The organism is Microbulbifer sediminum, assembly GCF_021729035.1.
In the GTDB taxonomy this organism is placed as follows: Bacteria; Pseudomonadota; Gammaproteobacteria; order Pseudomonadales; family Cellvibrionaceae; genus Microbulbifer; species Microbulbifer sediminum.
Map to the genome: position 1 here is coordinate 36,492 of NZ_JAJSAP010000004.1, position 23,895 is coordinate 60,386.

At 61.5% G+C, this 23,895-nt stretch carries 22 protein-coding genes; 11 read left to right on the top strand and 11 right to left on the bottom strand.

Features of this window, described 5'->3' with window-relative positions; genetic code table 11:
* Positions 1 to 19 precede the first annotated feature (19 nt).
* Positions 20 to 829 (bottom strand): hypothetical protein, encoded by an 810-nt coding sequence (locus LVD11_RS07605; RefSeq protein WP_237057573.1) that lies wholly within the window; start codon positions 827 to 829, stop codon positions 20 to 22.
* Between the two features lie 592 nt (positions 830 to 1,421).
* On the opposite strand from LVD11_RS07605, the gene LVD11_RS07610 reads away from it, so the two are divergent.
* Positions 1,422 to 2,705: an acetyl-CoA C-acetyltransferase gene (locus LVD11_RS07610; RefSeq protein WP_237057574.1), complete on the top strand. Its 1,284-nt coding sequence runs from the start codon at positions 1,422 to 1,424 to the stop codon at positions 2,703 to 2,705.
* 19 nt (positions 2,706 to 2,724) lie between these two features.
* Entirely contained in the window at positions 2,725 to 4,083 is a 1,359-nt protein-coding gene (locus LVD11_RS07615) for a 3-oxoacyl-ACP reductase (RefSeq protein ID WP_237057575.1), read from the top strand.
* Positions 4,084 to 4,090: 7 nt separating this feature from the next.
* On the opposite strand, the gene LVD11_RS07620 is transcribed toward LVD11_RS07615, so the two are convergent.
* From LVD11_RS07620 to LVD11_RS07630, 3 genes are all read right to left on the bottom strand, one after another.
* Entirely contained in the window at positions 4,091 to 4,933 is an 843-nt protein-coding gene (locus tag LVD11_RS07620) for a metallophosphoesterase (protein WP_237057576.1), read from the bottom strand.
* Between the two features lie 141 nt (positions 4,934 to 5,074).
* A complete protein-coding gene (locus LVD11_RS07625) occupies positions 5,075 to 7,261 on the bottom strand; it encodes a S9 family peptidase (protein ID WP_237057577.1) in 2,187 nt (728 codons plus the stop codon).
* A gap of 152 nt (positions 7,262 to 7,413) precedes the next feature.
* Entirely contained in the window at positions 7,414 to 8,793 is a 1,380-nt protein-coding gene (locus LVD11_RS07630; RefSeq protein ID WP_232941372.1) for an SLC13 family permease, read from the bottom strand.
* Positions 8,794 to 9,008: 215 nt separating this feature from the next.
* Here LVD11_RS07630 and LVD11_RS07635 point away from each other — a divergent pair, with 215 nt between their 5' ends.
* From LVD11_RS07635 to rrtA, 5 genes are all read left to right on the top strand, one after another.
* Entirely contained in the window at positions 9,009 to 9,632 is a 624-nt protein-coding gene (locus tag LVD11_RS07635; RefSeq protein ID WP_232941371.1) for an MliC family protein, read from the top strand.
* Between the two features lie 187 nt (positions 9,633 to 9,819).
* Positions 9,820 to 11,172: a Na+/H+ antiporter NhaC family protein gene (locus LVD11_RS07640; protein WP_232941370.1), complete on the top strand. Its 1,353-nt coding sequence runs from the start codon at positions 9,820 to 9,822 to the stop codon at positions 11,170 to 11,172.
* 60 nt (positions 11,173 to 11,232) lie between these two features.
* Positions 11,233 to 11,880: a signal peptidase I gene (gene lepB / locus LVD11_RS07645; protein ID WP_237057578.1), complete on the top strand. Its 648-nt coding sequence runs from the start codon at positions 11,233 to 11,235 to the stop codon at positions 11,878 to 11,880.
* 71 nt (positions 11,881 to 11,951) lie between these two features.
* Complete coding sequence (locus tag LVD11_RS07650) at positions 11,952 to 12,530, top strand: SLATT domain-containing protein (RefSeq protein WP_232941369.1); 579 nt, start codon at positions 11,952 to 11,954, stop codon at positions 12,528 to 12,530.
* A 24-nt stretch (positions 12,531 to 12,554) separates the two neighbouring features.
* Positions 12,555 to 13,181, top strand: coding sequence for a rhombosortase (gene rrtA, locus LVD11_RS07655; protein ID WP_232941368.1), 627 nt, complete (start codon positions 12,555 to 12,557; stop codon positions 13,179 to 13,181).
* A gap of 45 nt (positions 13,182 to 13,226) precedes the next feature.
* On the opposite strand, the gene LVD11_RS07660 is transcribed toward rrtA, so the two are convergent.
* The 5 genes from LVD11_RS07660 to LVD11_RS07680 form a co-directional block, all read right to left on the bottom strand.
* Positions 13,227 to 14,105, bottom strand: a complete 879-nt coding sequence (locus LVD11_RS07660) for an aldo/keto reductase (protein WP_232941367.1) — start codon at positions 14,103 to 14,105, stop codon at positions 13,227 to 13,229.
* A 95-nt stretch (positions 14,106 to 14,200) separates the two neighbouring features.
* Complete coding sequence (locus tag LVD11_RS07665) at positions 14,201 to 15,496, bottom strand: glycosyltransferase family 4 protein (RefSeq protein WP_237057579.1); 1,296 nt, start codon at positions 15,494 to 15,496, stop codon at positions 14,201 to 14,203.
* Complete coding sequence (locus LVD11_RS07670) at positions 15,496 to 16,221, bottom strand: DUF8692 domain-containing protein (protein WP_232941365.1); 726 nt, start codon at positions 16,219 to 16,221, stop codon at positions 15,496 to 15,498. Before LVD11_RS07670 ends, LVD11_RS07665 begins: the two co-directional genes overlap by 1 nt.
* A 181-nt stretch (positions 16,222 to 16,402) precedes the next feature.
* Positions 16,403 to 17,014, bottom strand: a complete 612-nt coding sequence (locus LVD11_RS07675; RefSeq protein WP_232941364.1) for a serine O-acetyltransferase — start codon at positions 17,012 to 17,014, stop codon at positions 16,403 to 16,405.
* Between the two features lies 1 nt (position 17,015).
* Positions 17,016 to 17,972, bottom strand: coding sequence for a glycosyltransferase family 2 protein (locus LVD11_RS07680; protein ID WP_232941363.1), 957 nt, complete (start codon positions 17,970 to 17,972; stop codon positions 17,016 to 17,018).
* Between the two features lie 494 nt (positions 17,973 to 18,466).
* Here LVD11_RS07680 and LVD11_RS07685 point away from each other — a divergent pair, with 494 nt between their 5' ends.
* From LVD11_RS07685 to LVD11_RS07700, 4 genes are read left to right on the top strand one after another with little or no spacing between them, the layout of a single operon-like run.
* Entirely contained in the window at positions 18,467 to 19,528 is a 1,062-nt protein-coding gene (locus LVD11_RS07685; RefSeq protein WP_232941362.1) for an XdhC family protein, read from the top strand.
* 15 nt (positions 19,529 to 19,543) lie between these two features.
* Positions 19,544 to 20,116 carry a nucleotidyltransferase family protein gene (locus LVD11_RS07690; RefSeq protein ID WP_232941361.1) on the top strand — a complete coding sequence of 191 codons (573 nt, stop codon included), beginning with the start codon at positions 19,544 to 19,546 and terminating at the stop codon, positions 20,114 to 20,116.
* A complete protein-coding gene (locus LVD11_RS07695) occupies positions 20,113 to 20,592 on the top strand; it encodes a (2Fe-2S)-binding protein (protein WP_233006732.1) in 480 nt (159 codons plus the stop codon). Before LVD11_RS07690 ends, LVD11_RS07695 begins: the two co-directional genes overlap by 4 nt.
* Positions 20,585 to 22,852 carry a xanthine dehydrogenase family protein molybdopterin-binding subunit gene (locus LVD11_RS07700; protein WP_237057580.1) on the top strand — a complete coding sequence of 756 codons (2,268 nt, stop codon included), beginning with the start codon at positions 20,585 to 20,587 and terminating at the stop codon, positions 22,850 to 22,852. The genes LVD11_RS07695 and LVD11_RS07700 overlap by 8 nt, the downstream gene beginning before the upstream one ends.
* A gap of 96 nt (positions 22,853 to 22,948) precedes the next feature.
* On the opposite strand, the gene LVD11_RS07705 is transcribed toward LVD11_RS07700, so the two are convergent.
* Together LVD11_RS07705 and LVD11_RS07710 are read right to left on the bottom strand one after the other, a co-directional pair.
* A complete protein-coding gene (locus tag LVD11_RS07705; RefSeq protein WP_232941359.1) occupies positions 22,949 to 23,404 on the bottom strand; it encodes a hypothetical protein in 456 nt (151 codons plus the stop codon).
* Between the two features lie 27 nt (positions 23,405 to 23,431).
* On the bottom strand, positions 23,432 to 23,755 hold the full coding sequence (locus tag LVD11_RS07710) for a TfoX/Sxy family protein (protein ID WP_232941358.1): 324 nt from the start codon (positions 23,753 to 23,755) through the stop codon (positions 23,432 to 23,434).
* Positions 23,756 to 23,895 lie beyond the last annotated feature (140 nt).

Consider the following 23,895-nt stretch of genomic DNA (forward strand, 5'->3'; position numbering starts at 1 on the left):
TTCCCAGGAAGGCAGCCTGTCAGTGGCCTTTCGCCCAGGTTACGTGGGTGATATGGCGAATACCCTGCGGGTCGATACGGATAAAGGTCTCGTGCTGTCCGCGCCGTCCCAGGGACATACCCCAGCCGGTATTACTGTTCTGCCAGCCGATATCTGCCTTGTTGCAGCCCTTTCCGGGCGGGGAGTTACAGTCACCACCACCGCCACCACCGCCGGAGCCGCCGCTGGCGTAGGAGTCGTAACTGTCCACATGACCGTAGATGGTATCCAGCTGCTCCATATCGTGATTATTGGGATACTCGTAAGGCGGGTCCTGGTAATCCATGCAGGAGAACAGCGACTGGTTGTTGAAGTTCTCGTCCTGGTGACCCAGGCCGACATCATGGCCCAGTTCCTGGCAGGTGACACTCTGCTTCCAGCTGAAGTTGTTGTAATAAGACTGGCTGAAATAGGTATCATTCAACTTGGTGTAGCCGGTCATGATATGACCCTGAGGGTCCAGTGAAATACCGGCGATCCCCAGCCAGCCATTGTTACCATAATCGAGGTTACAGATCCGCACCATGCCATCCGGTGCGCTGCACTGGCGACGAGTCTTCGAGGCAGTATCCCCGGCCGGGTCCTCGACCATGTTGAGTTTGGACGACTTTGACCAGTCGGCAATCGCCTGGGTCACGTAGGGGTCCCAGTCGCTGGTGGTGCTGTTGATCACCACCAGGTCAAAGGAACTGGTCGTTCTGGCCCAGTGGTAATCAGCCCATGAGTGGTCGGCCGAGGCTGTAACCGGCAACCCCGCCGCTAGCAGTACCGCTAGAAAGTGCTTTTTCATTATTGTCTCCAGAAATTTACACCGCTTCCAAAGTAGCGCCTGGCAGCTTGACAGGGTTACGGCTCTTCCGGAAAAACCACCCGGCGCGATTCACCGGTCCAAATACTGGCTGGAGAAGCCAACTGCTGGTGGTGACTGCAGCGTTGCAGCCCTCCCAGTGCTCGTCAAGGTAAATTACAGCGCCAGACAGAACAGTCCAAACTGTCATTAATGCGCCCGGCTTTTCCGGCGGGAAATAATTCAGTTATTTGCTGTCATCCTGCGCATTTTTTTGAAATTTCCAGCGCGGCAGCTTGCTAAAAATAATCCGGCTGGTACGAAGGTTTCAGCCCCGCGACAGCTCGACTTTATTTAAATATTGCGAACTAATACATTTTTTCGGCCCAGGTTTTGGCACCGGGGCGGGAACCTGCTTGTGCCGCCCCTATCCTTCGCTGGCGCAGGTCATAAGCCATTCGTCCCGGGAGCTACTGGAAACTGCTGGCTCACTTTAACCTCCCCAACCAGGGGCAGGTAGCGTACCCTTGCCAACGATATAGCTTAGGCTCCGATAGCCGACAGTCCACTGACACACAATTCTGGAGACCCTCTTATGCTTACAGGCAATCCGCGCCGGGTGGCCATCGTCGGCGCCAACCGCATCCCCTTTGCACGCTCCCACACCGCCTACGACGGGCTCAGTAACCAGAATATGCTGACCGATACCCTGCGCGGGCTGGTCGAGAAATACTCCCTCACCGGTGAGAAGCTCGACGAGGTGGCCGGTGGCGCCGTACAGAAACATGCCAAGGACTGGAACCTGGTGCGGGAATCGGTGCTCGGTTGCGGCCTGGATCCCCACACGCCTGCGTACGATATCCAGCAGGCCTGCGGTACCAGCCTGGAAGCAACGATTCTGGTGGCCAACAAGATCGCCCTGGGCCAGATCGACTGCGCCATTGCCTGTGGCACCGACACCACGTCGGATATCCCCATGGGGGCTCACTCCGGCATGCGCAGGGCATTACTGCGACTCAATAACGCGAAAACCACCGGCGAGCGCCTCAAGGCCGCGGCGGGGCTGCTCAATCCCCGCCACCTGCTGCCGGAGGTTCCCACCGGTGCCGAACCCCGCACCGGCATGACCATGGGGCAGCACGCCCAGGTTACCGCCACCCAGTGGGGGATTACCCGCGAGGCGCAGGACGCGCTGGCCCTGGCCAGCCATAAAAACCTGGCCCGGGCCTATGACGAGGGTTTCTTCGACGATCTGGTAATGCCCTACCACGGCCTGGAGCGGGACAATAACCTGCGCCCGGATGCCACCCTGGAAAAGATGGCCAAATTAAAGCCCGCCTTCGACCGGGAGAACGGCACAATCACTGCCGCCAATGCCACGCCGTTTACCGATGGCGCGTCCGCGGTACTGCTGGCCAGCGAGGAATGGGCACAGCAGCGCGGCCTGCCGATACTGGCCTATATCACCGCCGGCCAGGCTGCCGCCGTGGATTACGTCAAGGGTAATGAGGGACTGCTGATGGGGGGCGCCTATGCCATACCGCATATGCTGCAGCAGCGCGGCCTGTCACTGCAGGATTTCGACTTTTATGAAATCCACGAGGCCTTTGCGGCGGTGGTGCTCTGTACCCTGGCGGCACTGGACTCAACTGAATTCTGCCGTGACAAGCTGGGCCTGCCGGAGGCACTGGGCAGCATCGACCGCAGCCGCCTCAACGTCAACGGCAGTTCCATCGCCACCGGCCATCCCTTCGCCGCTACCGGTGGGCGCATTGTCGCCAGCCTGGCCAAACTGCTCGACCAGAAGGGTTCCGGCCGCGGCCTGATTTCGGTCTGTGCCGCCGGTGGCCAGGCGGTGACCGCCATCCTGGAAAAATAACACTGAAGAAACCTTTACCATGCCCGACCTGCTGCAACAGCTTCACAGCAATCCCCTGTCCGGCTGGCTGGCGCGATCGCTCGGCCTGCCCAACCCCGTCACGCTGGCGCGCGAGGACGGACCCTATGCCGCCCGTCCGTTTGCCGGCAAGACCGCCCTCCTGGTGATCCCGGGCGATGGCATGCTGGAACAGCCACTGGCCGAAATCCTCGAGCGCGGGGGCGCGAATCGCCATGCCCCCGATGACCTGGCCGGGGACGAACGGATCGATATCCTCGTGGTGGACGCCAGCGGTATCCGCTCCCCCGCGGATTACACGACTCTGCACGGGCAATTGCATCCCCTGGCCCGCAGGATCGCCCGCAATGGCCGCGTATTACTGCTTGCGCCACTACCGGAGGAAGCGGCAGACCCGGTGGGCGCCGGGGTGGCCCGGGGCCTGGAAGGGTTCGGCCGTTCCCTGGGCAAGGAGCTGGGAGCCAAAGGGATCACCGTCAACCTGGCCTATGTGGCACGCGATGCCGGCAACCGACTCGAGATGCCCCTGCGCTTCTTCTGCGGCCCCCAGGGCGCCTATGTCTCCGGCCAGGCCATCACCATCCGGGGCTCTGTGCAGGCACCGGAAGCCACACCCGAAAAGCAGTTACTGGCCGGCAAGGTGGCACTGGTGACCGGCGCCGCCCGCGGCATTGGGCTGGCAACGGCGCAGCGCCTGCGCCAGGAGGGCGCCACCGTGGTCTGCGTGGATGTACCGGGCGCATCTGCAGAGCTGGAACGATCCTGCGAACAGACAGGGGCCACGCCGCTGGCCATGGATATCACCGCGGAAAACGCCCCGGAAGAACTGGCGGCGTTTATCCAGGGGGAGTTCGGCGGCCTGGATATCCTGGTGCACAACGCCGGTATCACCCGCGACAAGACCCTGGGCAAGATGCCGGCCGAGTACTGGCAACAGGTGATAGACGTGAACCTCGAGGCCATCATAGCGATCGACCGGGCCCTGCTGGATGCCGGACTGGTGCGCGACAATGGACGCCTGGTGTACCTCTCTTCCATGAGCGGTATCGCGGGCAACTTCGGGCAGACCAACTATGCCACCACCAAGGCTGCCCTGATCGGTTACGTGCGCGCGCTGGGACAGGTGCTGGCAGATCGCGGTATCTGCGCCAATGCCGTGGCACCCGGCTTTATCGAGACCGCCATGACCGACAGGATGCCCTTTTTCACCCGCGAGGCGGGCCGGCGCCTGAACTCCCTCAAGCAGGGTGGACAACCGCGGGACGTGGCAGAGCTGGTGTGCTTCCTGTCGTTGCCGGGCGCCTGTGGCCTCACCGGGAATACCATTCGCGTGTGCGGCCAGGGACTGATCGGGGCCTGAACCGGCTTCAGGCAGCGCCGATACAGACAATCCCCAGCGCCTGCCCCGGTTCCCCGCGGTAGGTATCGAGGAAATGGCAGTCGCCCACCTGCGTCGGCACCGGCACGAAGCTGTGGCCCATATAGACGGCGTCGATTCCGGAAACCCGGAATGGCGCCAGCCGATCTTTTGAGCCCTCAGCAACCCATTCCGTGCACTGCCCCGCACCTGTGTCGCCGGCACGCTGCATCTCGCGATTTTTGAAGGCGGCAATTTCCCGCGCGATCGCCTCGCCGGCGAGGAAGTCGCCATAGAACTGCTCGACCAGGGTCCGTTCCCACAGTATTCCCCGGGCCACGCCCGCCAGCGGCTCCCGTGCCGGGGATTCCCCGGCCCGCCACACGGCGTCCACTCCGGCAAGCGCACGAATCATTTTTCCCCAGTCGCCACCCGGCAGGTTGGCGTGCACCAGGCCGACACGCCCCTCCCCGGTGTCTATCTCGATTGCCCACGGCCACTGCTGTACTTTTTCCACCCAGCGTCGCCGGCGATCTTCAGGCAGGCAATAAAACCAGTCGCCACCATTCAGCTGGTGCAGGGCAGACTCCGCCGGGTCGGCAAAGCCGGCCAGCATCATCGCCTCGTGGTTGCCGACGATGCTGATATAGGTGTGCTGGTCCACCATGGCCAGCAGCTGCTCGCTGTCCGGGCCACGGTCGACCAGGTCGCCGACGAAGAAGAGCCGGTCACAGGTGGCATCAAACCCGATGTTTTCGAGTTGAAGCTTCAGTTGCTGCAGGTGGCCGTGGAGGTCGCCGACAACAAAATCTCTGCCCCGCTGATTGCGGTCAACGCGACGCAAAAGGTCCATGGGAATGATAATCCGGTCTGGATCACAGATAACGGTTACCCGCTAATCCTAGTCGTCACCACCTGGACTTGGGATGTTCCCGGCGCCGGGCAATGGACACCGGCGCCGGGACAGTGTGTAAGGAATGTCCGCCGTCGCGGCTTACTCGCCGCTGCCGGCCATTGGGGTCTTGCCGAGCAGGTCGAGGTAGAAGGCGTATTGCAACGCCCGCTCCTCGTAGCGCCGGTAGCGCCCGGATGCGCCGCCGTGGCCGGCGTCCATATTGACATGGAATACCAGCCGGTTGTCATCGGTCTTCAGTTCCCGGAGCTTGGCCACCCATTTCATGGGTTCAAAGTACTGTACCTGGGAATCGTGCAGGCCGGTGGTCACCAGCATATTGGGGTAGTCCTGGGCACTGACCTGGTCGTAGGGGGAATAGGACAGCATGTACTCGTAGCTGTCCCTGTTGTTGGGGTTGCCCCACTCGTCGTACTCGTTAACCGTCAGGGGGATGGACTCATCGAGCATGGTGGTGACCACATCCACGAATGGCACCTGGGCGGTAATCCCGCGGTACAACTCTGGTGCCATATTGACGACAGCCCCCATCAGCAAACCGCCGGCACTACCGCCTGCGGCAAAGACCTTATCGGGAGCAGCATATTTTTTCTCCGCCAGCCCTTTGGTGACGTCGATAAAGTCAGTGAAGGTATTGATCTTGTTGAACATCTTGCCATCTTCATACCAGGCGCGACCCAGCTTCTGGCTACCGCGGATATGGGCAATGGCAAACACAAAGCCCCGGTCCAGCAGTGAAATTACGTCCGGACGAAACGCCGGGTCGATGGTGTATCCATAGGAACCGTAACCATACTGCAGCAGGGGATTGGTGCCATCACGGTTAAAACGGTCTTTGCGGTACACGAGGGAAACCGGGATCTCCTCACCGTCACCGGCCGCTATGGTAATACCCTCGCTCTGGTAGCGCGCCGGGTCGAAGTCGCCGGGTACCCGGTCCCGCTTCATCAACTGCAGATCGCCAGAGGAAAGGCTGGCATCGTAAATCGTGTCGGGCGTGGTCAGGCTGGAATAGGCAACACGCACCGCGCCCGCTTCCGGATCGGGATTATTGCCGAGGGAGAGTTGGTAAACAGGATCATTGAAACCGACCTCGATATCATCATCCCTGTCCAGGCCCAGGATGCGCAGGGCCTTCTGCCCCTCCCGACGCTCGATTACCGCCAGCCTGTCGGTGAAGGTGGTAAAGTCAACCAGGAATACATCGTCCCGATGGGGGATCACCTCCTGCCAGTTGGACTTGTCGCCTGCGCCTGCCACGGGCGCTTTCATCAGGCGGAAGTTCTCCGCATCCCAGTTGGTCTTGATATAGAACTCATCACCGAGCTTCTTGGCAAAGTACTCGTGCTTTTCTTCACGTGGGTAGACGGGTTTGAATTCCCCTTCCGGCTTGTCCGCATCCAGCATGGACATTCCCTTCACCAGCGTGGAATAGTGGTGGATATAAACCAGCTCACCGTCGCGGGATTTGGAAATTGCGGTATAAAACGACTTGTCGTTTTCCTCGTACACCAGCTGGTCTTCGCTCTGCGGCGTACCCAGTTTGTGGCGCATGACCTGGTAACCGAGCAGGGTTTGCGGATCCTTGTTGATATAGAAAACCGTCTGGTTATCGTTGGCCCAGACCGCCATCGCCTCTGCGTTCTCGAGGCGGTCATCCAGCAGCTTGCCGGTCTCCAGGTCCTTGAAACGGAGGGTGTAAATCCTGCGGCCGACACTATCCTCGGCATAGGCCAGCAACCGGTTGTCCGGTGAGACCGCGGTCTCACCCACGTTAAAATACGACTTGCCGTCCGCCAGCGCATTGACGTCCAGCATTACCTCTTCCGGCGCATCCAGGTCACCCTTGCGGCGCGCATGGACAGGGTATTCCTGGCCCGGCTGGTAGCGGCGGTAGTACCAGTAGCCGCGCACCTTTACCGGGACCGTGGACTTGTCCTGCTCCAACCGCCCGGTCATCTCTTCGTAGAGGACCCTCTGCAGCGCCTCGGTATGCGCCATCACACTCTCGGTGTATTTGTTCTCCGCCTCCAGGTGCGCGATAACCTCGGGATCCTGTCGCGAGTCATCGCGCATCCAGTAATAATCGTCGATGCGCTCATGGCCATGGATCGACAGTTTATGGGGTTCTTTCCTGGCCACCGGAGGAACGGCGTCGGGAGACAGCGCGTTGGCAACAGCCGGCGATTCCCCGGATTCGGGCTTGCCACATCCGGTGACAGTGGCCAGGCTGGCGAGGGTGATCAGGAGGGCGACTCTTGTATTCATGGTTGCTCCGGATGCGTGATTATCGTTATACCGCGGGTCTGGATATCCTATACCAGGTTCTTATGCAACAAACCGCAGGACACTTACAGGCCATTACAGTGCCGCTCCGGAACAGGCGCCCTCGTCCAACAATCCGCCAGCAACGGCAGCTGCTACCCCGGCAACAATAACCAGCTCATGCCCGCGATAATCAGCGAGGCCAATACACTCAGCACCGCCCCCTCCCGCACCATATCCTGCATCCGCAGCACCCCAGTGCCATAAGCAATGGCGTTGGGGGCCGTTGCCACCGGCAGCATAAAGGCACAGCTGGCACACATGGCCGCGGGAATCATCAGCACCCTGGGATCGAAACCGGCAGTTTCCGCCGCTACCGCCAGGATGGGCATCAGCAGCGTGGCGGTCGCAGTGTTGCTGGTGATTTCGGTCAGGAAAGTCACCGACAGGCACAGCAGTACCAGCATCAACCAGAGTGGGAGTGTCGTCAGGAACGACAGGCCATTGCCCAGCATGTCACTCAGGCCGGAGGCCGAGAAACCCTTGGCGATGGCGATGCCGCCGGCGAAAAGCAGCAGCATTCCCCAGGGGATGGTCTCGGCGGTGGGCCAGTCCAGCAGGCGGCCGCCCTTGCCATTGGGCACCATGAACATCACGACCACCGCGGCCAGCGCCACCGTGCTGTCCCCGGCACCTTCCACCCCGAACAGCCCGCTCCAGCCGCCAAATGGCTCGCTGCGTGTCACCCAGGCCAGGATGGCCAGGCCGAATACCGCCAGTGTCCGCACCTCTTCCGGGCGCCACTCGCCCACCTGCGGCGGCTCGATGGGTTTTTCCAGCCGTACGCTGCGGGTCAGCCACAGGGCCATCAGCGGCAGCGTCACCAGCACCACCGGCAGGCCGATGGACATCCATTCCAGGAAACTGAAGCCGCTGCCGGTCACCTCCTCGTAGATGCCCATAAAAATCACATTGGGCGGAGTGCCGATGGGACTGCCCACCCCACCCAGGCTGGCGGCGTAAGCGATGCCCAGTACCAGCGCCACGGTAAGCTTGCGATTATCCGCCCGTGACAACACGGCCAGGGCGATGGGCAGCATCATCAGCGTGGTGGCGGTATTGGAGATCCACATACTGAGCAGCCCCGCCGCCAGCATAAAACCCAGCACCAGCCGACGGCCGCTGGACACCCCCACCACCTGCAGCATGTACAAGGCCAGGCGCTCGTGTGCACCACTCTTTTCCAGCGCCTTGGACAGGATAAAGGCGCCCATTAAAAGCAGGATCACATGGCTGCCGAGGGAAGACGCCACCAGCTTGTGGTCGGTCACCCCGAACAGCGGCAGCAGCACAAACGGGGCCAGAGAGGTGGCGGGAATCGGCAATGCCTCGGTCACCCACCAGATAACGGTAAGGAGGGTGATGGCAGCGGTAACCGCTGGCAGGTAAGCCATGCCCAGCGTGGTGAGCACACCATAGAAAATCACCGCCAGCACTGGCCCGAAGATAATAAAGTGCTGCCGCGTCAATGCCATCGCGAGTCCCCTCCCTTACCGGTTGTACCGGCTCGTTATGATTTTTGTTGTTTTTCCAGTTTTCCCCCAGGCGCTTCTCCCAGCCAGGGGTTCCCTGGAGAAAGACAAGGGTACCGCAAATTCCGGCAAAAGTTGCCCGGCCACTGCCCTTGGGTGGATAACAACAGGAAAGCAAGGTCTATGCTTACAGGTAACCTTTGCATCACGGAGCTTCCATGCACCGGCTATCGCCCAGGCAACTTGCAGCCCTCCCGTTCATTACCATTCTTTTACTACAGGCCACCTCCGCCGCCGGCGCTGAGAGGGGCCCATCATTCGACTGCGAGGGCGTGCGCGAGGGCAGCACCGAGGCGATGGTCTGCGCGGATGAGGTACTGGCGTCGCTGGATCGCCAACTCGCCGGGGTTTACGCAGCGGCGCTTGCAAAAGCCTCCAACGAGCATCCTCCGGTGCTAATGGCCGGCCAGCGCGGCTGGATCAAGGGGCGCGACGAGTGCTGGAAAGCCGACAACCAGCGGCAGTGTGTGGAGGACAGTTACCGCCGGCGTATCGCCGAGTTGCAGGCGCGCTACCGCCTGGTGCCGGGCAAGGGCCCGGTTGCATTCACCTGTGACGACAACCCCGCCAATGAAGTGGTGGTCACCTATTTTAAGACGCAACCGCCAACGCTGATCGCAGAGCGCGGTGACAGCGTCTCGCTGATGTATCGGCAGCCCGCCGCCAGCGGGACGAAGTACCGGGGTCGCAATGAAAGTTTCCGGGAGCACGGGGGCGAGGCCACGATTACCTGGGGCTCCGGCGCCGAGCCGATGCAATGCCGGAAATCCACGAGCCAGTGAGCCGTCGCTTATAACCAGGTTGCCCTACCCCACACAGAACCGTTATTGGTCAACTCCCGACCGCCCGCTATAATTCGCGATCCATTAAATTCGCGCTGCGGGGACACGTCCTGCGCGCCCCAGGATTTCCTGCCGGCTAGCGCCAGGGGAATTCCTGGCCTTCCTGCTGTTCGTCAAAGTTGTATCCATGACCAAAGCATCCCCGCTTGCCCTCCTTCCCCTGGCCCTGTTCCTTGCCCTGTTTGTCGGCAGCGGCCTCTGGTTCCAGTCACAGGGAGTGGGGATGGCCTTTTACCAGGTATCCGCACCGGTCGCGATCCTGCCCGCCATTGCGCTCGCCATGCTGCTGGGCCGTGGTCCGCTGGACCAGCGCATCGAGATCTTCGTACGTGGCGTCGGCGACCAGACCATTGTCACCATGGTGCTGATCTACCTGCTGGCCGGTGGCTTCGCCAGCGTGGCCGGGGCCGTGGGCGGGGTGGAGGCCACGGTCAATTTCGGCCTGAGCGTAATCCCGCCCGCACTGGTGTTACCGGGCCTGTTTGTAATCACCGCTTTTGTCGCCACCGCCATGGGCACCTCCATGGGCACCGTCGCGGCCATTGCGCCGATTGCCGTCGGCGTGGCCACGGCCACCGACCTGCCGCTGCTGCTGACCGTGGGCACCGTGGTGGGTGGGGCCATGTTCGGGGACAATCTCTCGATTATTTCCGATACCACCATCGCCGCCACCCGCACCCAGGGTGTGGAGATGCGGGACAAGTTCCGCATGAATTTTCGCATCGCCCTGCCTGCAGCCCTGGCCACCATGGCATGGCTCTATTTCCAGGGTGACTCTGCCGCTGTGGAGGTGCCCGGGGATTATGAACTGTTGCGCGTCCTGCCCTACGTGGCGGTGCTCGCCATGGCCGTGTTCGGGGTCAATGTGCTGCTGGTACTGTTTATCGGCATCCTGCTGGCGGGGGTTGTTGGCCTGGCCCTACAGCCCGGCTACAGCCTGGCGGTGCTGGTGCAGGACATTAACCAGGGCTATGTCAATATGCAGGAGATCCTGATCCTGTCCCTGCTGATCGGTGGTCTCGGCGCCCTGATGAAGTCGCAGGGCGGCCTGGAGTGGCTGGCCCGCACCATCGACCGGCTGAGCCGGCTGGGACGTCGTACACCGCCCTCATCCCGTACCGGTGCACTCGGTATCGGCACGGCGGTGGCGGCCACCAACCTGTGTGTCGCCAACAATACGGTCGCGATCCTGCTGAACGGGGACCTGGCGAAAGAGATCAGCCACCGCTACGGCGTCGATCCCCGCCGCAGCGCCAGCCTGCTGGATATATTCTCCTGTGTGGTACAGGGCCTGCTGCCCTGGGGCGCCCAGCTGCTGCTGGCCTCTTCCCTGGCCTCGGTGTCGCCGCTGGCCCTGGTGGGCCAGGTGCAGTACTGCTGGCTGCTGGCGATTGCCGCCGTCGCCGGTATAGTGCTGACAGGGAATCAGCGACCAGTGGGCGTGGGGAGCGCGCTCCCGGCGGACCGCCCCTGGCAGTAGCCGGGAACTCCAGCGGCCGGCAGGCCTCCAACAGCGGTCAGGAAACAAAAGGATCGCATGATGGACCAGGGATTGGGGTTCAGGCTGAAGGACCACCGCGGAATACTTCTCTTTGTGGCGCTGATGCTCATCTTCCGCAGCGCCCTCGCCGACTGGAACCATGTTCCCACAGGGTCGATGCGCCCCACTATCCAGGTGGGCGACTATATTCTCGTGGACAAGATGGCCTATGACCTGCGCGTGCCATTCACCCACCACTCCCTGGTGCGCTTCGCCGGCCCCGCACGGGGCGATATTGTGGTGTTTGATTCGGCAGTCACTGGCAACCGGCTCGTCAAACGCGTGATCGGCGTGCCGGGGGATACCGTAGCCCTGCAGGGCAATCGCCTGGCCATCAACGGGCACCCCGTACAATACCTGCACAAGTCCGGCAGTCGTACCTCACAGCAGCTGGTCGAGATGCTCCCCGGGCAGGACCACCCAATCCGCCTGCTCAACAGCAGCCACAGCCCCGGCTTTGCAGCGGTCAGCGTTCCTGCCGGTTTTTACCTGGTGCTCGGCGACAACCGGGACAATAGTGCTGATTCCCGGGTAATCGGCCTGGTGCCCCGCAACGAGATTGTCGGCAGGGCACACAGGGTGTTGCTATCCCTCGATTACGACAACTTCCACCTGCCACGACGCGAGCGCTTCCTCAAACCGATCTGATGCTGCCCGGCGATTCGAAATCGCCGGCAAAGACTGTACACTGCCAGCAGATAAGTAAAAGAAGTCCCGGCATGTCCACGATCCCCAATACCGTCGAAGTCCTGGAAAAACTCCGCTGGAACGCCCACCTGTGCAAGCACAGTCACTTCCGCGCCTCCATGCGCGGGCGTAACCTGCATGTACTGTGCGGCGTGCCCATCGTGGTCATCAACCTGTTCCTGGGCTCCCTGTTTTTCTCACTCATTAACGCTGAACTACCGGACTGGACCAAGTGGGTGGGCGCAGCCCTGGCGCTGATCACTGCGCTGCTTGGCGGCGTGCAGACGTTTTTCAATTTCAAGAAGAATTACGAGGGGCACCGGGAGATCGGTAATGAGTACCTGGCCGTCGGGCGGGAGTGTGAGCGACTGATCGCCCTTTATTTCGACCGGATCCTCGACCTGGAACACCTGTCGGCAAAGATTGCGGAGCTGAATGCGCTCTACTCCGATATCAACCAGCGCGCCGAGGAGTTTATCGTGTCCAATACCGATTACCGCGAGGCATTGCGAATCCAGAACAGGAAGGCAGAGCGCGAACCCTCCCTGGTGGAGCAGGCGCGTCGCGGCCAACTGGAGGCGCAGCAGGAGCCCGCAGCCAGCGGGGCCTGACAACAGCCCCCCCGGAGAACCACCATGCAAAAGGTGCTGGAAAAACTCAGCCTCTGGACCGGTCCGGCAATCCTTGTTGGCCTCGCCCTGGTGGTGCACTTCTCCCCCCAGGACCTCGATATGCTGCTGCGCTACGACCGGGGCCTGGTCCTCTCGGGCGAATACTGGCGGATTGCCAGCGGACACTTCGCCCATACCAACCTCAACCACCTGTTGCTCAACCTGGCGGCCCTGCTGCTTTACTGGGTCCTCTTCCCGAACCGCCTGCCTCTGCCCCGCCTGCTGGTAGAGGTTGCCGTACTGGCAACACTATGTGGGCTGGCGCTGGTGCTGTTCGAGCCGCAGGTCCACTGGTATATGGGTCTCTCCGGGCTTATTCATGGCCTGCTGGCACTCAGCGCAACCCTGGAGATCCTGGAGCGCGAAACAAGGTGGCGGGGAGGACTGCTACTGACCATCCTGGCACTGAAGGTTTACTCGGAGCAATACGGCACTGGGGGTTCATTGGTCTCGCAATGGATCGGGGCGCCCGTGGTGCACGAGGCACATTTGTGGGGACTGCTCTGCGGGGTTGTGGCGGCACTCTGCATTGCACTCGGCGCGCTGCTGGGGGAAACCCTGGCGCGGGGAACCGGTGCCCTGCGCCGCTAGCACCGCTGGCGCATAAGTTAACGATCACATTCCCCCGGTATTTTGCTATTCCGGCACCTGCACCTTCCGGTTGGCCTCATGTGCGGTATCCGGATCTCCACCGAAGCGCTGACCGCGATTGAGGTTATCGATCATCGCCAGCTCCTCATCGCTCAGCTCAAAGCCCCACAGTTCCAGGTTACCGGTCATGTGCTCGATGCTTTCGGCCTTGGGAATGACTATCCGCCCCTGCTGGATATCCCATTTGAGGATGACCTGCCCGGTGTTGACGCCGTGCTTTTCAGCAATTTCCCTGATCACCGGGTCACTGACGGGCTTCTCTTCGGCTTTGACATCACTCCAGCCCCCGGTACCCAGGGGGGACCAGCAGGACACCGCCATCTGGTGGAACTGGCAATATTCCACCAGCTTTTTCTGGGTGAAGTAGGGATGCAGCTCCAGCTGGTTATACGTGGGCTTGATACGGGCAAAAGTGGCAAGCTGCTCGATATCGGACTGGCGAAAATTGGACAGGCCCAGGGCGCGGACTTTCTTGTCATCGTACAGCGCCTCTAGGTTTTCCCAGGTTTCCCGGGTATAGGCGGGTACCGGCCAGTGCACCAGATACAAATCCAGGTGCTCAAGCTGGAGCCGTTCGAGGCTGCGCTCGAATGCCGCCCGGGTTTCGCTGCCCTGCTCTGTATCCCATACCTTACTGACAACAAACAGCTCGTCCCGGGGAATACCGGATTGCAGTATGGCGCGCCCAAGTGCACGCTCATTGCCATATACGGATGCGGTATCGAAGTGACGGTAGCCCACCGCCATGGCCTTGAGGATGGTATCGGTGACTCGGCTGTCATCCTGCTGCCAGGCACCGATAGCAGCGGTACCGAAGCCAATCTGGGGGATTTCAACGCCATTATTGAGAGTGAGTGTGCGCATGGAGTTACCTTTCAGGCGAGACAGATGCGCCGTCAGCGGACCCGGCCGGGGAAGTGTTCCGTGACAGGCAATGGTCGTGATGATGTGGCCTGAGTCTAGCCCATCTGTGACCCCGTGCAGCGGCGGGCCGGCACTGACGCCCGGCGGTTCCCGGCCACGACCCCACGATAAATCCCCTCCAGGGCATCACCCCGCGCGCGCCAGTCCATACCGGTCACAGCCGCCCGGCGACCCGCGGCCCCCATCCGCTCACGCAGCCTGTCATCCGTCACGAGCCGCGATATCGCCGCGGCCAGCCCCTCCACGAACCCACTCTCGCTCCCCACCGGCACCCGGATTCCGGCAGCGGCGGGCAGGTAGTCCGCCGGACCGCCCCAGGCTGCGGCCACAACCGGCAGCCCTACCGCCATCGCCTCCATGACCACGGCACCGCCAGCCTCACGCAGGCTCGGCAGGACGAACACATCCGCGCGTCGATAGCAGTCAGCCAGCCGCGACGCATCCACCCAACCGGAGAAAGAGACCCGCGCCTGCAATCCCAGCGACCGTGCCTGGGCTTCCAGTGCCCTGCGCTCGGCACCATCACCGACAATTTCCAGCGCTACCGGTACGGCAGTCGGTAATCGCGCCAGCGCCAGCAACAGCAGGTCGATCCCCTTGAATTTCACCAGGCGGCCGCAAAACAAAAGTCGCACCGGACCTGCCCGCTGCCCGGGCGCCCTCGGCGCGTAATCCTGTGTATCCACCCCGTTGGCAACCAGCTCAACGACCTGGCCCCGCAATCGCGGGGGCAACGCAGCCCGGGTCCGCCCATTGCAAACCAGCACAACCCGGGCCTCCGGGAGACCGCGGCAGAGTGCCCCCAGGGGACGCGCCAGCATTCGCGCACCGCTTACCAGCAACCGTGACAAGAGTGCTTCGCGGTGCCGGAATGCCGGGGGATAGTCGATGGCGCCGTTCAGGGGGCCGACAATCACCGGGATACCAAACCCGTACACCAGGGATGGCGCCCGGGGTGAAATGGGTATTGGCTGGTGGATCAACTGCAGGCCTTTTCTGCGCACCAGATCGCGAATAAGCGGGCGGGCCCGCCACTGGGTGGCCATCCACAACAACATGCCCGTGGTTATTGTATGGATACGCTCCGGCAGCCGGTCCCCCAGTTTTGCCAGCCAGCGCTCGACCGGGGCTTCCGGAACATAGTGGATATAACAGGAAAGTGACGGGTAGCCCGCTTCCAGCCAACGTTGGTTGCGCCCATGCACCAGCAGGTGGGCGGCAATACCCCGGCGATGCAACTCGAGAAAATAGCGCAACGGCCGCGCCGCCTCGCCCCCAAAGGAGGTAGAGGCATTGGGGGCAAAAAGCAGTATGGGGAAACGGGCAGGCATCAGCTGTCTTCGCGCATCGCAGTGGCAGGCACGGCTTCAAGGAGAAACAGGAAAGACATTCGCCCCAGGTAAAACAGCCAACTGACGATACCAATAAACTTGCTGCCGTCCTCGAAAATATGGTGCAGCGGCAGAATATCTTCCGGCAATTTATCCACCCCCAGCGACAGGGTGAAAAATCCGCAGGCACACAGGAAAATCAGAAAGTCTGTCTGCAGTATCAGCCGCCAGAATCGCAGCAGGAAAACCACCATACAGAAACCGTAAAGCAGTATTACATAGCGTTCGCGCAGGTTGAGGTAATAGGGAAACACCACTTCGTGCAGAAGGAACAGGTCATCCAGCAACAGCACGGTCGTGAATGCGCCGGACCAGAGCAGGAACAAGCGTTTTTCTCCCGCTCCGCCGAGAGGCCCCAGCAACACGGCACTGAACAGGCAGATTGCGGCGGTGGCACACCAGAGCAGAATACCGAGGTTGGACAAAATGCCTGTATAGAAGGGGGCGCGGACTACTGCCAGCGGATCCCGGGTCAGGTTCTGCAATGGCACTTCCAGCAGGCGTGACAAAAGCACCAGCGCCACCAGGCCGAGGAAAACGGGCAGGTACAATTTTGCCAGGCTCTTGCCGAGCTTTCTCGCCTGGCTCCAGGTCAGTCTTACCAGCTGCAGGCCAAACCGCCCCGGCGAACCGGCCGGGTTCAGCGAAATGCGTTCCATATCCATAAGGTTGGTCCCGTCATCCAATGACACCGACTACCCGTTTATTAGACGCAGGTAACACAAGGAATGACAATCGGTTTTGCAGGTTGGCACCATGCAAGTACAAAACAAACAACGGTAACAACCCAGCCTTCCTGAAGGCAGGCAGGAAAGAGGTACCGCCCCAAACCGGCTCTTGTATTGATCAGCTTTCTTCAGGCTCCGCCACCCGCGGGGCCAAAACCGGATCCACCAGGACCTTTGCCCTTGGCGCTCGCACCCGGGCCCCGTCGGGCACATCAAAACTGACCACAGTATTGGCCCCGATGGAGACATCATCACCGACCACAATATCCCCCACAATCACGGCCCCGGCCCCCACATTGACGCGTGAGCCGATCGTGGGCTTGGCGTTGCGGTCACTGGCGCTGGCAATTCCCAGTGTCGTATTCTGGCGAAACACCACATCATCGCCGATGGAGCGCGCGCCCAGCACGATGCCACCAAAGTGCTCGATCTTCACCCGCCGCCCCAGCCTGACGGTATAGTCCAGCTTGATCCCGCACAGCCACTGGCAAAGGATCCTCCAGCCCCGGTAGAGGAGTGACAGTGGTGCCCGCAGAAACCGCGACCGCACCCCCATGCGCCAGTTTCCGAAGCGGTGGCAGAAAACCGACCAGAACCCCTGGCTCAGCCAGTCCCGGTCGTGGGTGACAAAGTCCTCCCGTACCAGTGCCCAGAAACCGATGCCCTCCGGATTACAGTTACGGTCTCCTCTTGGCAACGGTGCGGCAGAGGTGCAATGACCTGTTTTCATATCAGTTCCCCAATACGGCTTTTTTCAGGAATCGTCCCATGGAGTGCCCATCGGCGGGACGGCGCCGCGGGACAAATATTGCGAGCAGGTGATTGGCCACGCGCCCCGACAGCCAGGCAAGGCCGGCGGCAAGGGCGTAGCCTCGGGAATGGTTCTTATAAAAGTAACGATTCCAGGATTCGTACCAGTAGTCCGGCATGGGCCGGGTGGCTGACTGGCTGCCGACAATCTTGGTGGCCGCACCGGCCAGATGGACAATCCTCGAATCGGGCAGGGAGTAAATCGTAATATCCATGCGCCGTGCACGACGCATGTAATCCACTTCCTCGAAGTAAAGGAAATAACCGCTATCCAGATGGCCCAGCCGGCTCAATACCTGCTCGCTTAAAAAGAAACCGGCACCGGTCACCCAATCCGCCTCGATCGGTTGCTCCGGAACTCCCATACTGACACGCCGGTGGGGAAACAGACGATCAATCAGTGCAAGCGAGACAGCCCGCTGCAGCTCGGAGACCAGGGACGGGAAACGAAAAGCCGAGGGCCTGGGCACCCGGTTTTCATCCAGTAACGTGGACCCGAGAATACAGAGATCGCCCTGGTTACGGGAAAACGCCACCAGCGCATCGATGGCGCCTTTTTCCGGATAGGCATCAGGATTGAGGAAGTAGTAGTAATCGGGATTCAGGCCGCTGCGGGATACGGATTGCAGGGCTAAATTGTTGCCGTATGAGAAGCCACCATTCTGCTTGCTCTCGATCAGGTTGATCGACCCGGCATGGGGACTCGCCGCCCGGGCCCGGGACAGGATGGACAACGAATCGTCAGTGGACGCGTTATCGACAATAAACAGACGCAGGCCCAGCCTGGTATCGATTACCGAGGAAAAAATCCGCTCGATATTTTCCGCTACCAGGTGACCCGTATTGTAATTTACGATGATCACCGCAACATCAGTCATACTCTTCCCTAAGTAATTGAGCTGGTTCCCCGCACAATCCCGCAGCTGCCGGGAGGCTTCTACTGCATCGTACTGTCCGGCAACCGCACCCGGCGCTCCCCTGCGCCAACAGTGCACCCGACCATGCCCATGCACATCATGTGAGGACAGGCAGCGGACGATCATAGCGCCCCTGCTCGACAGGGTGAAACCACAACACATTACACCGACTTTAATCCGGAAGCGATGTGCCGCATACAGGTTTCAACGGCACAGAAGGATGATTGTGCGGTGACAGGCCGGGAACTGTACCTCTTGCCTCAAAGCACCACCACAAAAGAGCTAATGCGCGCCAAACTGCCCGACTATCCCCCTGGGAAGCATCGCTACCCGGATCGGCGGCCATATGCGGGCCTGCCGACGGCGCCGATGCGATGAACGCCGGTGCAGCAACAAAAGGGATCGGGTAGTATCGGCAGCAGGCGGCGACAACAGAACGACAAACAGGCGACCTCATGGCCAACCAGCTGACAGCCCTGCTCGATCTCTGGTACCAGCACCGCGATGACCGGACCTGGGTACTGGGCAGCATTTACCGCACCGCCGGCCCCTGCTACCGCAAGGCCGGAGCGATGATGCTGCTCGATGACCTGGGCCGCCACTACGGGCTGCTTAGTGGCGGCTGCCTGGAGGCGGACATACAGCGCCACGCCCGCCAGGTCGCCGATTCCGGCGCAGCCAAAACCCTGTGTTACGACGGCAGCGATGAGGATGACTTTGCCTTCCAGCTCGGGATCGGCTGTGGTGGAACCGTTCATATCCTGCTACAGCCTGTGCGTACCGACAACAATCACCTGCAACTGGGTGAGTTACGGGAGTGCCTGCAGCAACGCCGCCCCTGCTATTTCCTGCAGAAAATCCCGGTCTCCGGCGAAGTCGGCGCCTATGTAAAGCTGTCAGGGGAAGACGTCCCGTCGGAGCGCGCCACAGTCGTCGAGCACGCCGGCGGGAACTGGCTACAGACCCCTGTCACGCCGGTGCTCCATATCCTGATTGTCGGTGCGGGCGTCGATGCCCGGCCAATGGCGCAGCTGTTTCGCTCCCAGGGATGGCAGGTAAGCCTGTGCGACCCGCGACCGGCCAATGGACGGCCCGCCTACTTTCCCGGCTGCCACTGCTACGCCTGTCCACCCGATGAACTCGGGCAACACCTGGACCTTTCCCACATTGATGCCGCCGTCGCCATGAGCCACAACCTGGAGCTGGACGCTGCGGCGCTGCGGTTGCTGCAGGGGCAACCACTGCGCTACCTGGGGCTGCTCGGTCCTGTCAGTCGCCGCGACCGCGTACTGGAGCTGGCCGGCACTACGCTCAACCAGTTGAACCGCAGCCTGGGCACTCCCCTGCGGGCTCCGATCGGGCTGGATATTGGTGGCGAACTACCGGAGAGCATCGCCCTGTCCACCTGCGCCGAGCTACACGCCGTCCTTCACGGTGGCAGCGGGAAATTTATCACCACCCTCGACGAGGAAGACGAGCAGGTGGCTGGCACCAACCGGGCCCGGATCCCGGCCTGAGACAGGGGCGCACATATGCAGCACGTCCAGCCCATTATCCTCGCTGCAGGCGCCGCCAACCGTTTCGGGGCCTGCAAGCTCCTCCTGCGGTACCGGAATAAAAGCCTGCTACAGCACTGCGTCGATACAGCCGCCTCACTGCAATTGCCAGAGCCGATTATTGTCAGCGGCGCATGGCACCGACAACTGGAAGAGACTCACCCGCAGCTGGACTTGCGCGAGCATCGCGGCTGGCGCGGTGGCATGGGTAGCTCCCTGGCATTCGGCATACGCCAGCTGCCGGCGCAATGCGAAGCGGCACTGGTATTACTGGCGGACCAGCTTGCCGTCAGCGGGGCGGATATTGCGTGCCTGCTGGAGGAATGGCGGAAGCACCGGCGCATCGTCTGCAGTTTTTACGCCGGTCGCCGCGGCGTTCCGGCTATTTTCCCGCGACGGGTCTTCCACCACCTGGAAGGCCTGGACAATGACCGCGGTGCCCGCGGACTGCTCCGCGACCAACAGGCCGATGTCGTCAGCGTACCCATCGCCAATGGCGCCATCGATATCGATACCCCGGAAGACTGGCAAGCGTACGGAGAAGAATAATGCAGCTGATCATTAACGGCGCAACGCACGAAACAGACGTGGACGAGGATATGCCACTGCTGTGGCTATTGCGGGACGAACTGCAAATGACCGGCACCAAGTTCGGCTGCGGTCGCGGCCTCTGCGGCGCCTGCACAATACACCTGGACGGGCGGCCGGTGCGCGCCTGCCTGACGCCGGCAAGCGCCGCACGGGGCAAGGCAGTGACCACCATCGAGGGTCTGTCGAAGAACAGCGACCACCCGTTGCAACAGGCCTGGATCAAACACAATGTGCCCCAATGCGGTTACTGCCAGAGTGGCCAGTTGATGTCCGCCGCAGCTTTACTGCAGGACAATCCGAACCCCACCGACAGCGAAATTGACCGCGCCATGACCGGTAACCTGTGCCGGTGCGGCACCTACCCCCGGATCAAGGCGGCTATCAAGTCCGCCGGCCAGTTCGTCAATGCAGCCGGAGGAAACGAGGATGCCTGATTCCAGCAAGCAAATCCGGAATGTCAGCCGCCGCAGTTTCCTCAAGCTTACCGGCCTCGCCGCCGGGGGCCTGGTGCTTGGCAGTGCCCTGCCCGGCTGGCAACGTCCCTGGGCGTCGCCGACCGGTGGCAACAGCGAACTCAACCTGTTTATCAGCATCGCCCCGGACGATACGGTATCGATCATCTGCCACCGCTCTGAGATGGGCCAGGGTATTCGCACCGGACTGCCCCAGGTGGTGGCCGATGAACTGGAGGCCGACTGGCAGAAAGTGCAGGTAGTGCAGGGACTCGGCGACAAGCGCTACGGCAGCCAGAATACCGACGGCTCACGCAGTATCCGGCGCTTCTATGACACCATGCGCCGGATGGGCGCCAGCGCCCGCACCATGCTGGAGAATGCCGCGGCACAGCAGTGGCAGGTTCCCGCCGGTGAGTGCAAGGCGACCAGCCACCGGGTTGTACATACCCCCACTGGACGCAGCTTCCGGTTCGGCGAACTGGCGGCGCCCGCCGCCTCACAACCGGTCCCGGGTGACAAGGACCTGCAACTGAAAGGCAGCGACGATTTCCGTTACATCGGCAAGCCGGTCAATACCGTCGATACACCCGCGATGGTCACCGGCGCCGCGGACTTTGGCCAGGATGTCAGCATCGACAATATGCTAATCGCCAGTATCGAACGGGCGCCCGTCCTCGGCAGCAGTATCAAAAAGCTCGATGACAGTGCCGCACGCAAGGTCAGGGGAGTGGTGGCCATCGAGCGCCTCGACGGCGGCGCCGAGCCACCACTGTTCCACCCCCTGAGTGGCGTGGCGGTACTGGCCACCAATACCTGGACCGCACTCAAGGCGCGCAGGAAGCTGCAGATTGACTGGAGTGACAGCGACCACCTGGGGCACAACAGCGATGCCTACCTCGAAAAAATGCAACAACGGGTGCGGGAGCCCGGCAAGACAATCACCGATCATGGTGACGTACAAAAGGCACTGGCCTCGGCAAGCCGGGACCACGAAGCCGTCTACACCGTGCCGTACCTTGCCCACGCCACCATGGAGCCACCCAGTGCCACTGCCATGACCACCGACAGCAGCTGTGAAATCTGGGCCTGCGTACAGGACCCCCAGTCTGTGCAGCAGCATGTCGGGAACGCACTGGGCCTGGAGCCGGAACAGGTAAGGGTGAATGTGACCCTGCTGGGTGGAGGCTTCGGGCGTAAGTCCAAGCCGGATTTCGTGATTGAGGCGGCGCTGCTATCACGGAAAATGAAGCGGCCGGTAAAAGTGGTCTGGAGCCGCGAGGATGATATACGCCACGACTACTACCACGCGGCCAGTGCCGAGTACTACCGGGCCGGGCTGGACAGTGATGGCCGGGTAACCGGCTGGCTGCAGCGGGCCGCCTTCCCCTCCATTGGCGGTACCTTTTCCGCAGGCGTGGACCATCCGGCCGGGTTCGAACTGGACCTGGGGTTTGCCGACCTGCCCTTTGCCGTCGATAACCACCGCTCGGAAACCCAGCAGGCGGAATACCATGCCCGTATCGGCTGGCTGCGCTCGGTTGCCAATATCCAGAACGCCTTCGGGCGCTGCAGCTTTGCCGACGAACTCGCCCATGCCGCGGGGAAACCGGCAGACCGCTTCCTGCTGGAACTGATCGGCCCCGATCGCCTGGTCGATCCCAGCCAGGGCGACTACAAGTACGGCAATTACGGCGAGCCGCTGGAAAAGTTCCCGCTCGATACCGGCCGCCTCAAGGAAGTCCTGCGCCGTACGGCGGCCCGTGCCGACCTCACCCTGCGCGGTGACCAGCAAAGCGGTAATGGCGAGGGCTGGGGCATCGCCGTGCACCGCAGCTTCCTCTCCTATGTGGGCATTGCCACCAGAGTGCGCGTGCAGGACAACAGGCTGGAGATAATGGAGATGCACGCCGTCGCCGATGTGGGGCTGGCAGTGAACCCGGACCGGGTGAAATCGCAGATGGAAGGCTCGATGATTTTCGGCATGAGCCTGGCCCTGCTGGGGGAAATCCGCATGGAAGACGGTGCGGTAAGCAACAGCAATTTCCATGACTACCAGCTGCTGCGGATGCACCAGAGCCCGCCACTGGAAGTGGAGCTGGTGGATTCGCAGGAGGCTCCGGCCGGCGTGGGTGAGCCAGGCGTGCCACCGGTGGCACCCAGTATTGCCAATGCGGTTTTTGCGGCCACCGGTAAGCGCTACCGTGAGTTGCCACTGAAAAAGCACCTCAGTATCGGCTGACGTCCAGGCCCGGTCGGAGCCTTGCTTGCCAGGGCTCCCCGGGCTGCCCTCGAAATGGCATGGGGCCGCCTCTTTCCGCAATGTGCCCCGACCAATTCAGCAGGTAATACGGACATCCCTGCCCGCGAGCGGGCCAGACAGGAAACGAACCGGGTACTTTGAAAACAGTGCGGGATTCGCGCGACACGCCCGAACGAGCGGATCACTGGATGGAGACAGGCTCGCCGTTGTGCGTGATGACGTTGAGGAAATCTCAACCCTGCCAACAAACAGAATTTTACCTTCCTCAGGGCTGACCTGGATAAATTTGCCAGACGCGACCAGCGTCCCCGTCGAAAGTTTTGGTGATTGCTGGAAATCGAAATGCTCCACCGAGTAGCTTCCCGGCTCCACTGGCACCAAGGTATGGCCAGTTGGGACATGAGTGCAGAGGCCCATTGTGCAAAGGCCTATCCAGGTAGGTTGCCGGCCGCTCTGGTCGAGCACTTCCGCATCAATAATGATAAATGCATTGCCCGCCATCAGTGCCAGCGAAAATAGTAACGAGGCCAAATTTCGCTACTCACCCAGCCGGCTAATTTATTTCGGAGGCAGGGAGCCGGCGAACTCGGCACCGCGGGTAACCCAGTCATCCAGGTCCGCAAGGATCGCGTCTTCCTCCACGTATACCATGCCTTTCAGCGGCCGACCGGTGTAATCCATCGGACGGGTATAGCGCTCGCCCAGGGCCTCCTGGTAATTATCGGGGCCCACACGCACCATCAGCTCCTCGCCGACCACACCGCAGGCCATATTGCCGTTCAGCATGAATGCCAGGCCACCAAACATCTGCTTTTCGGTGAGCCCGTCGTTTTCCTGTAAAAGCTCACGCACCTTTTCTGCAAGCTCTTCGTTGTAAGCCATAGCAACCTCCTCGGAGTTTCTTGCCGCAAGCGGAATCAACGATTTAGTAGGTGGTGGGACACCGGTGGTCCCGCGCCAACACGTAAATGCCCCGCTGGCACCTGCAGCAGGCAGTGGTTAGCGATAAAAAGTGGAAATAT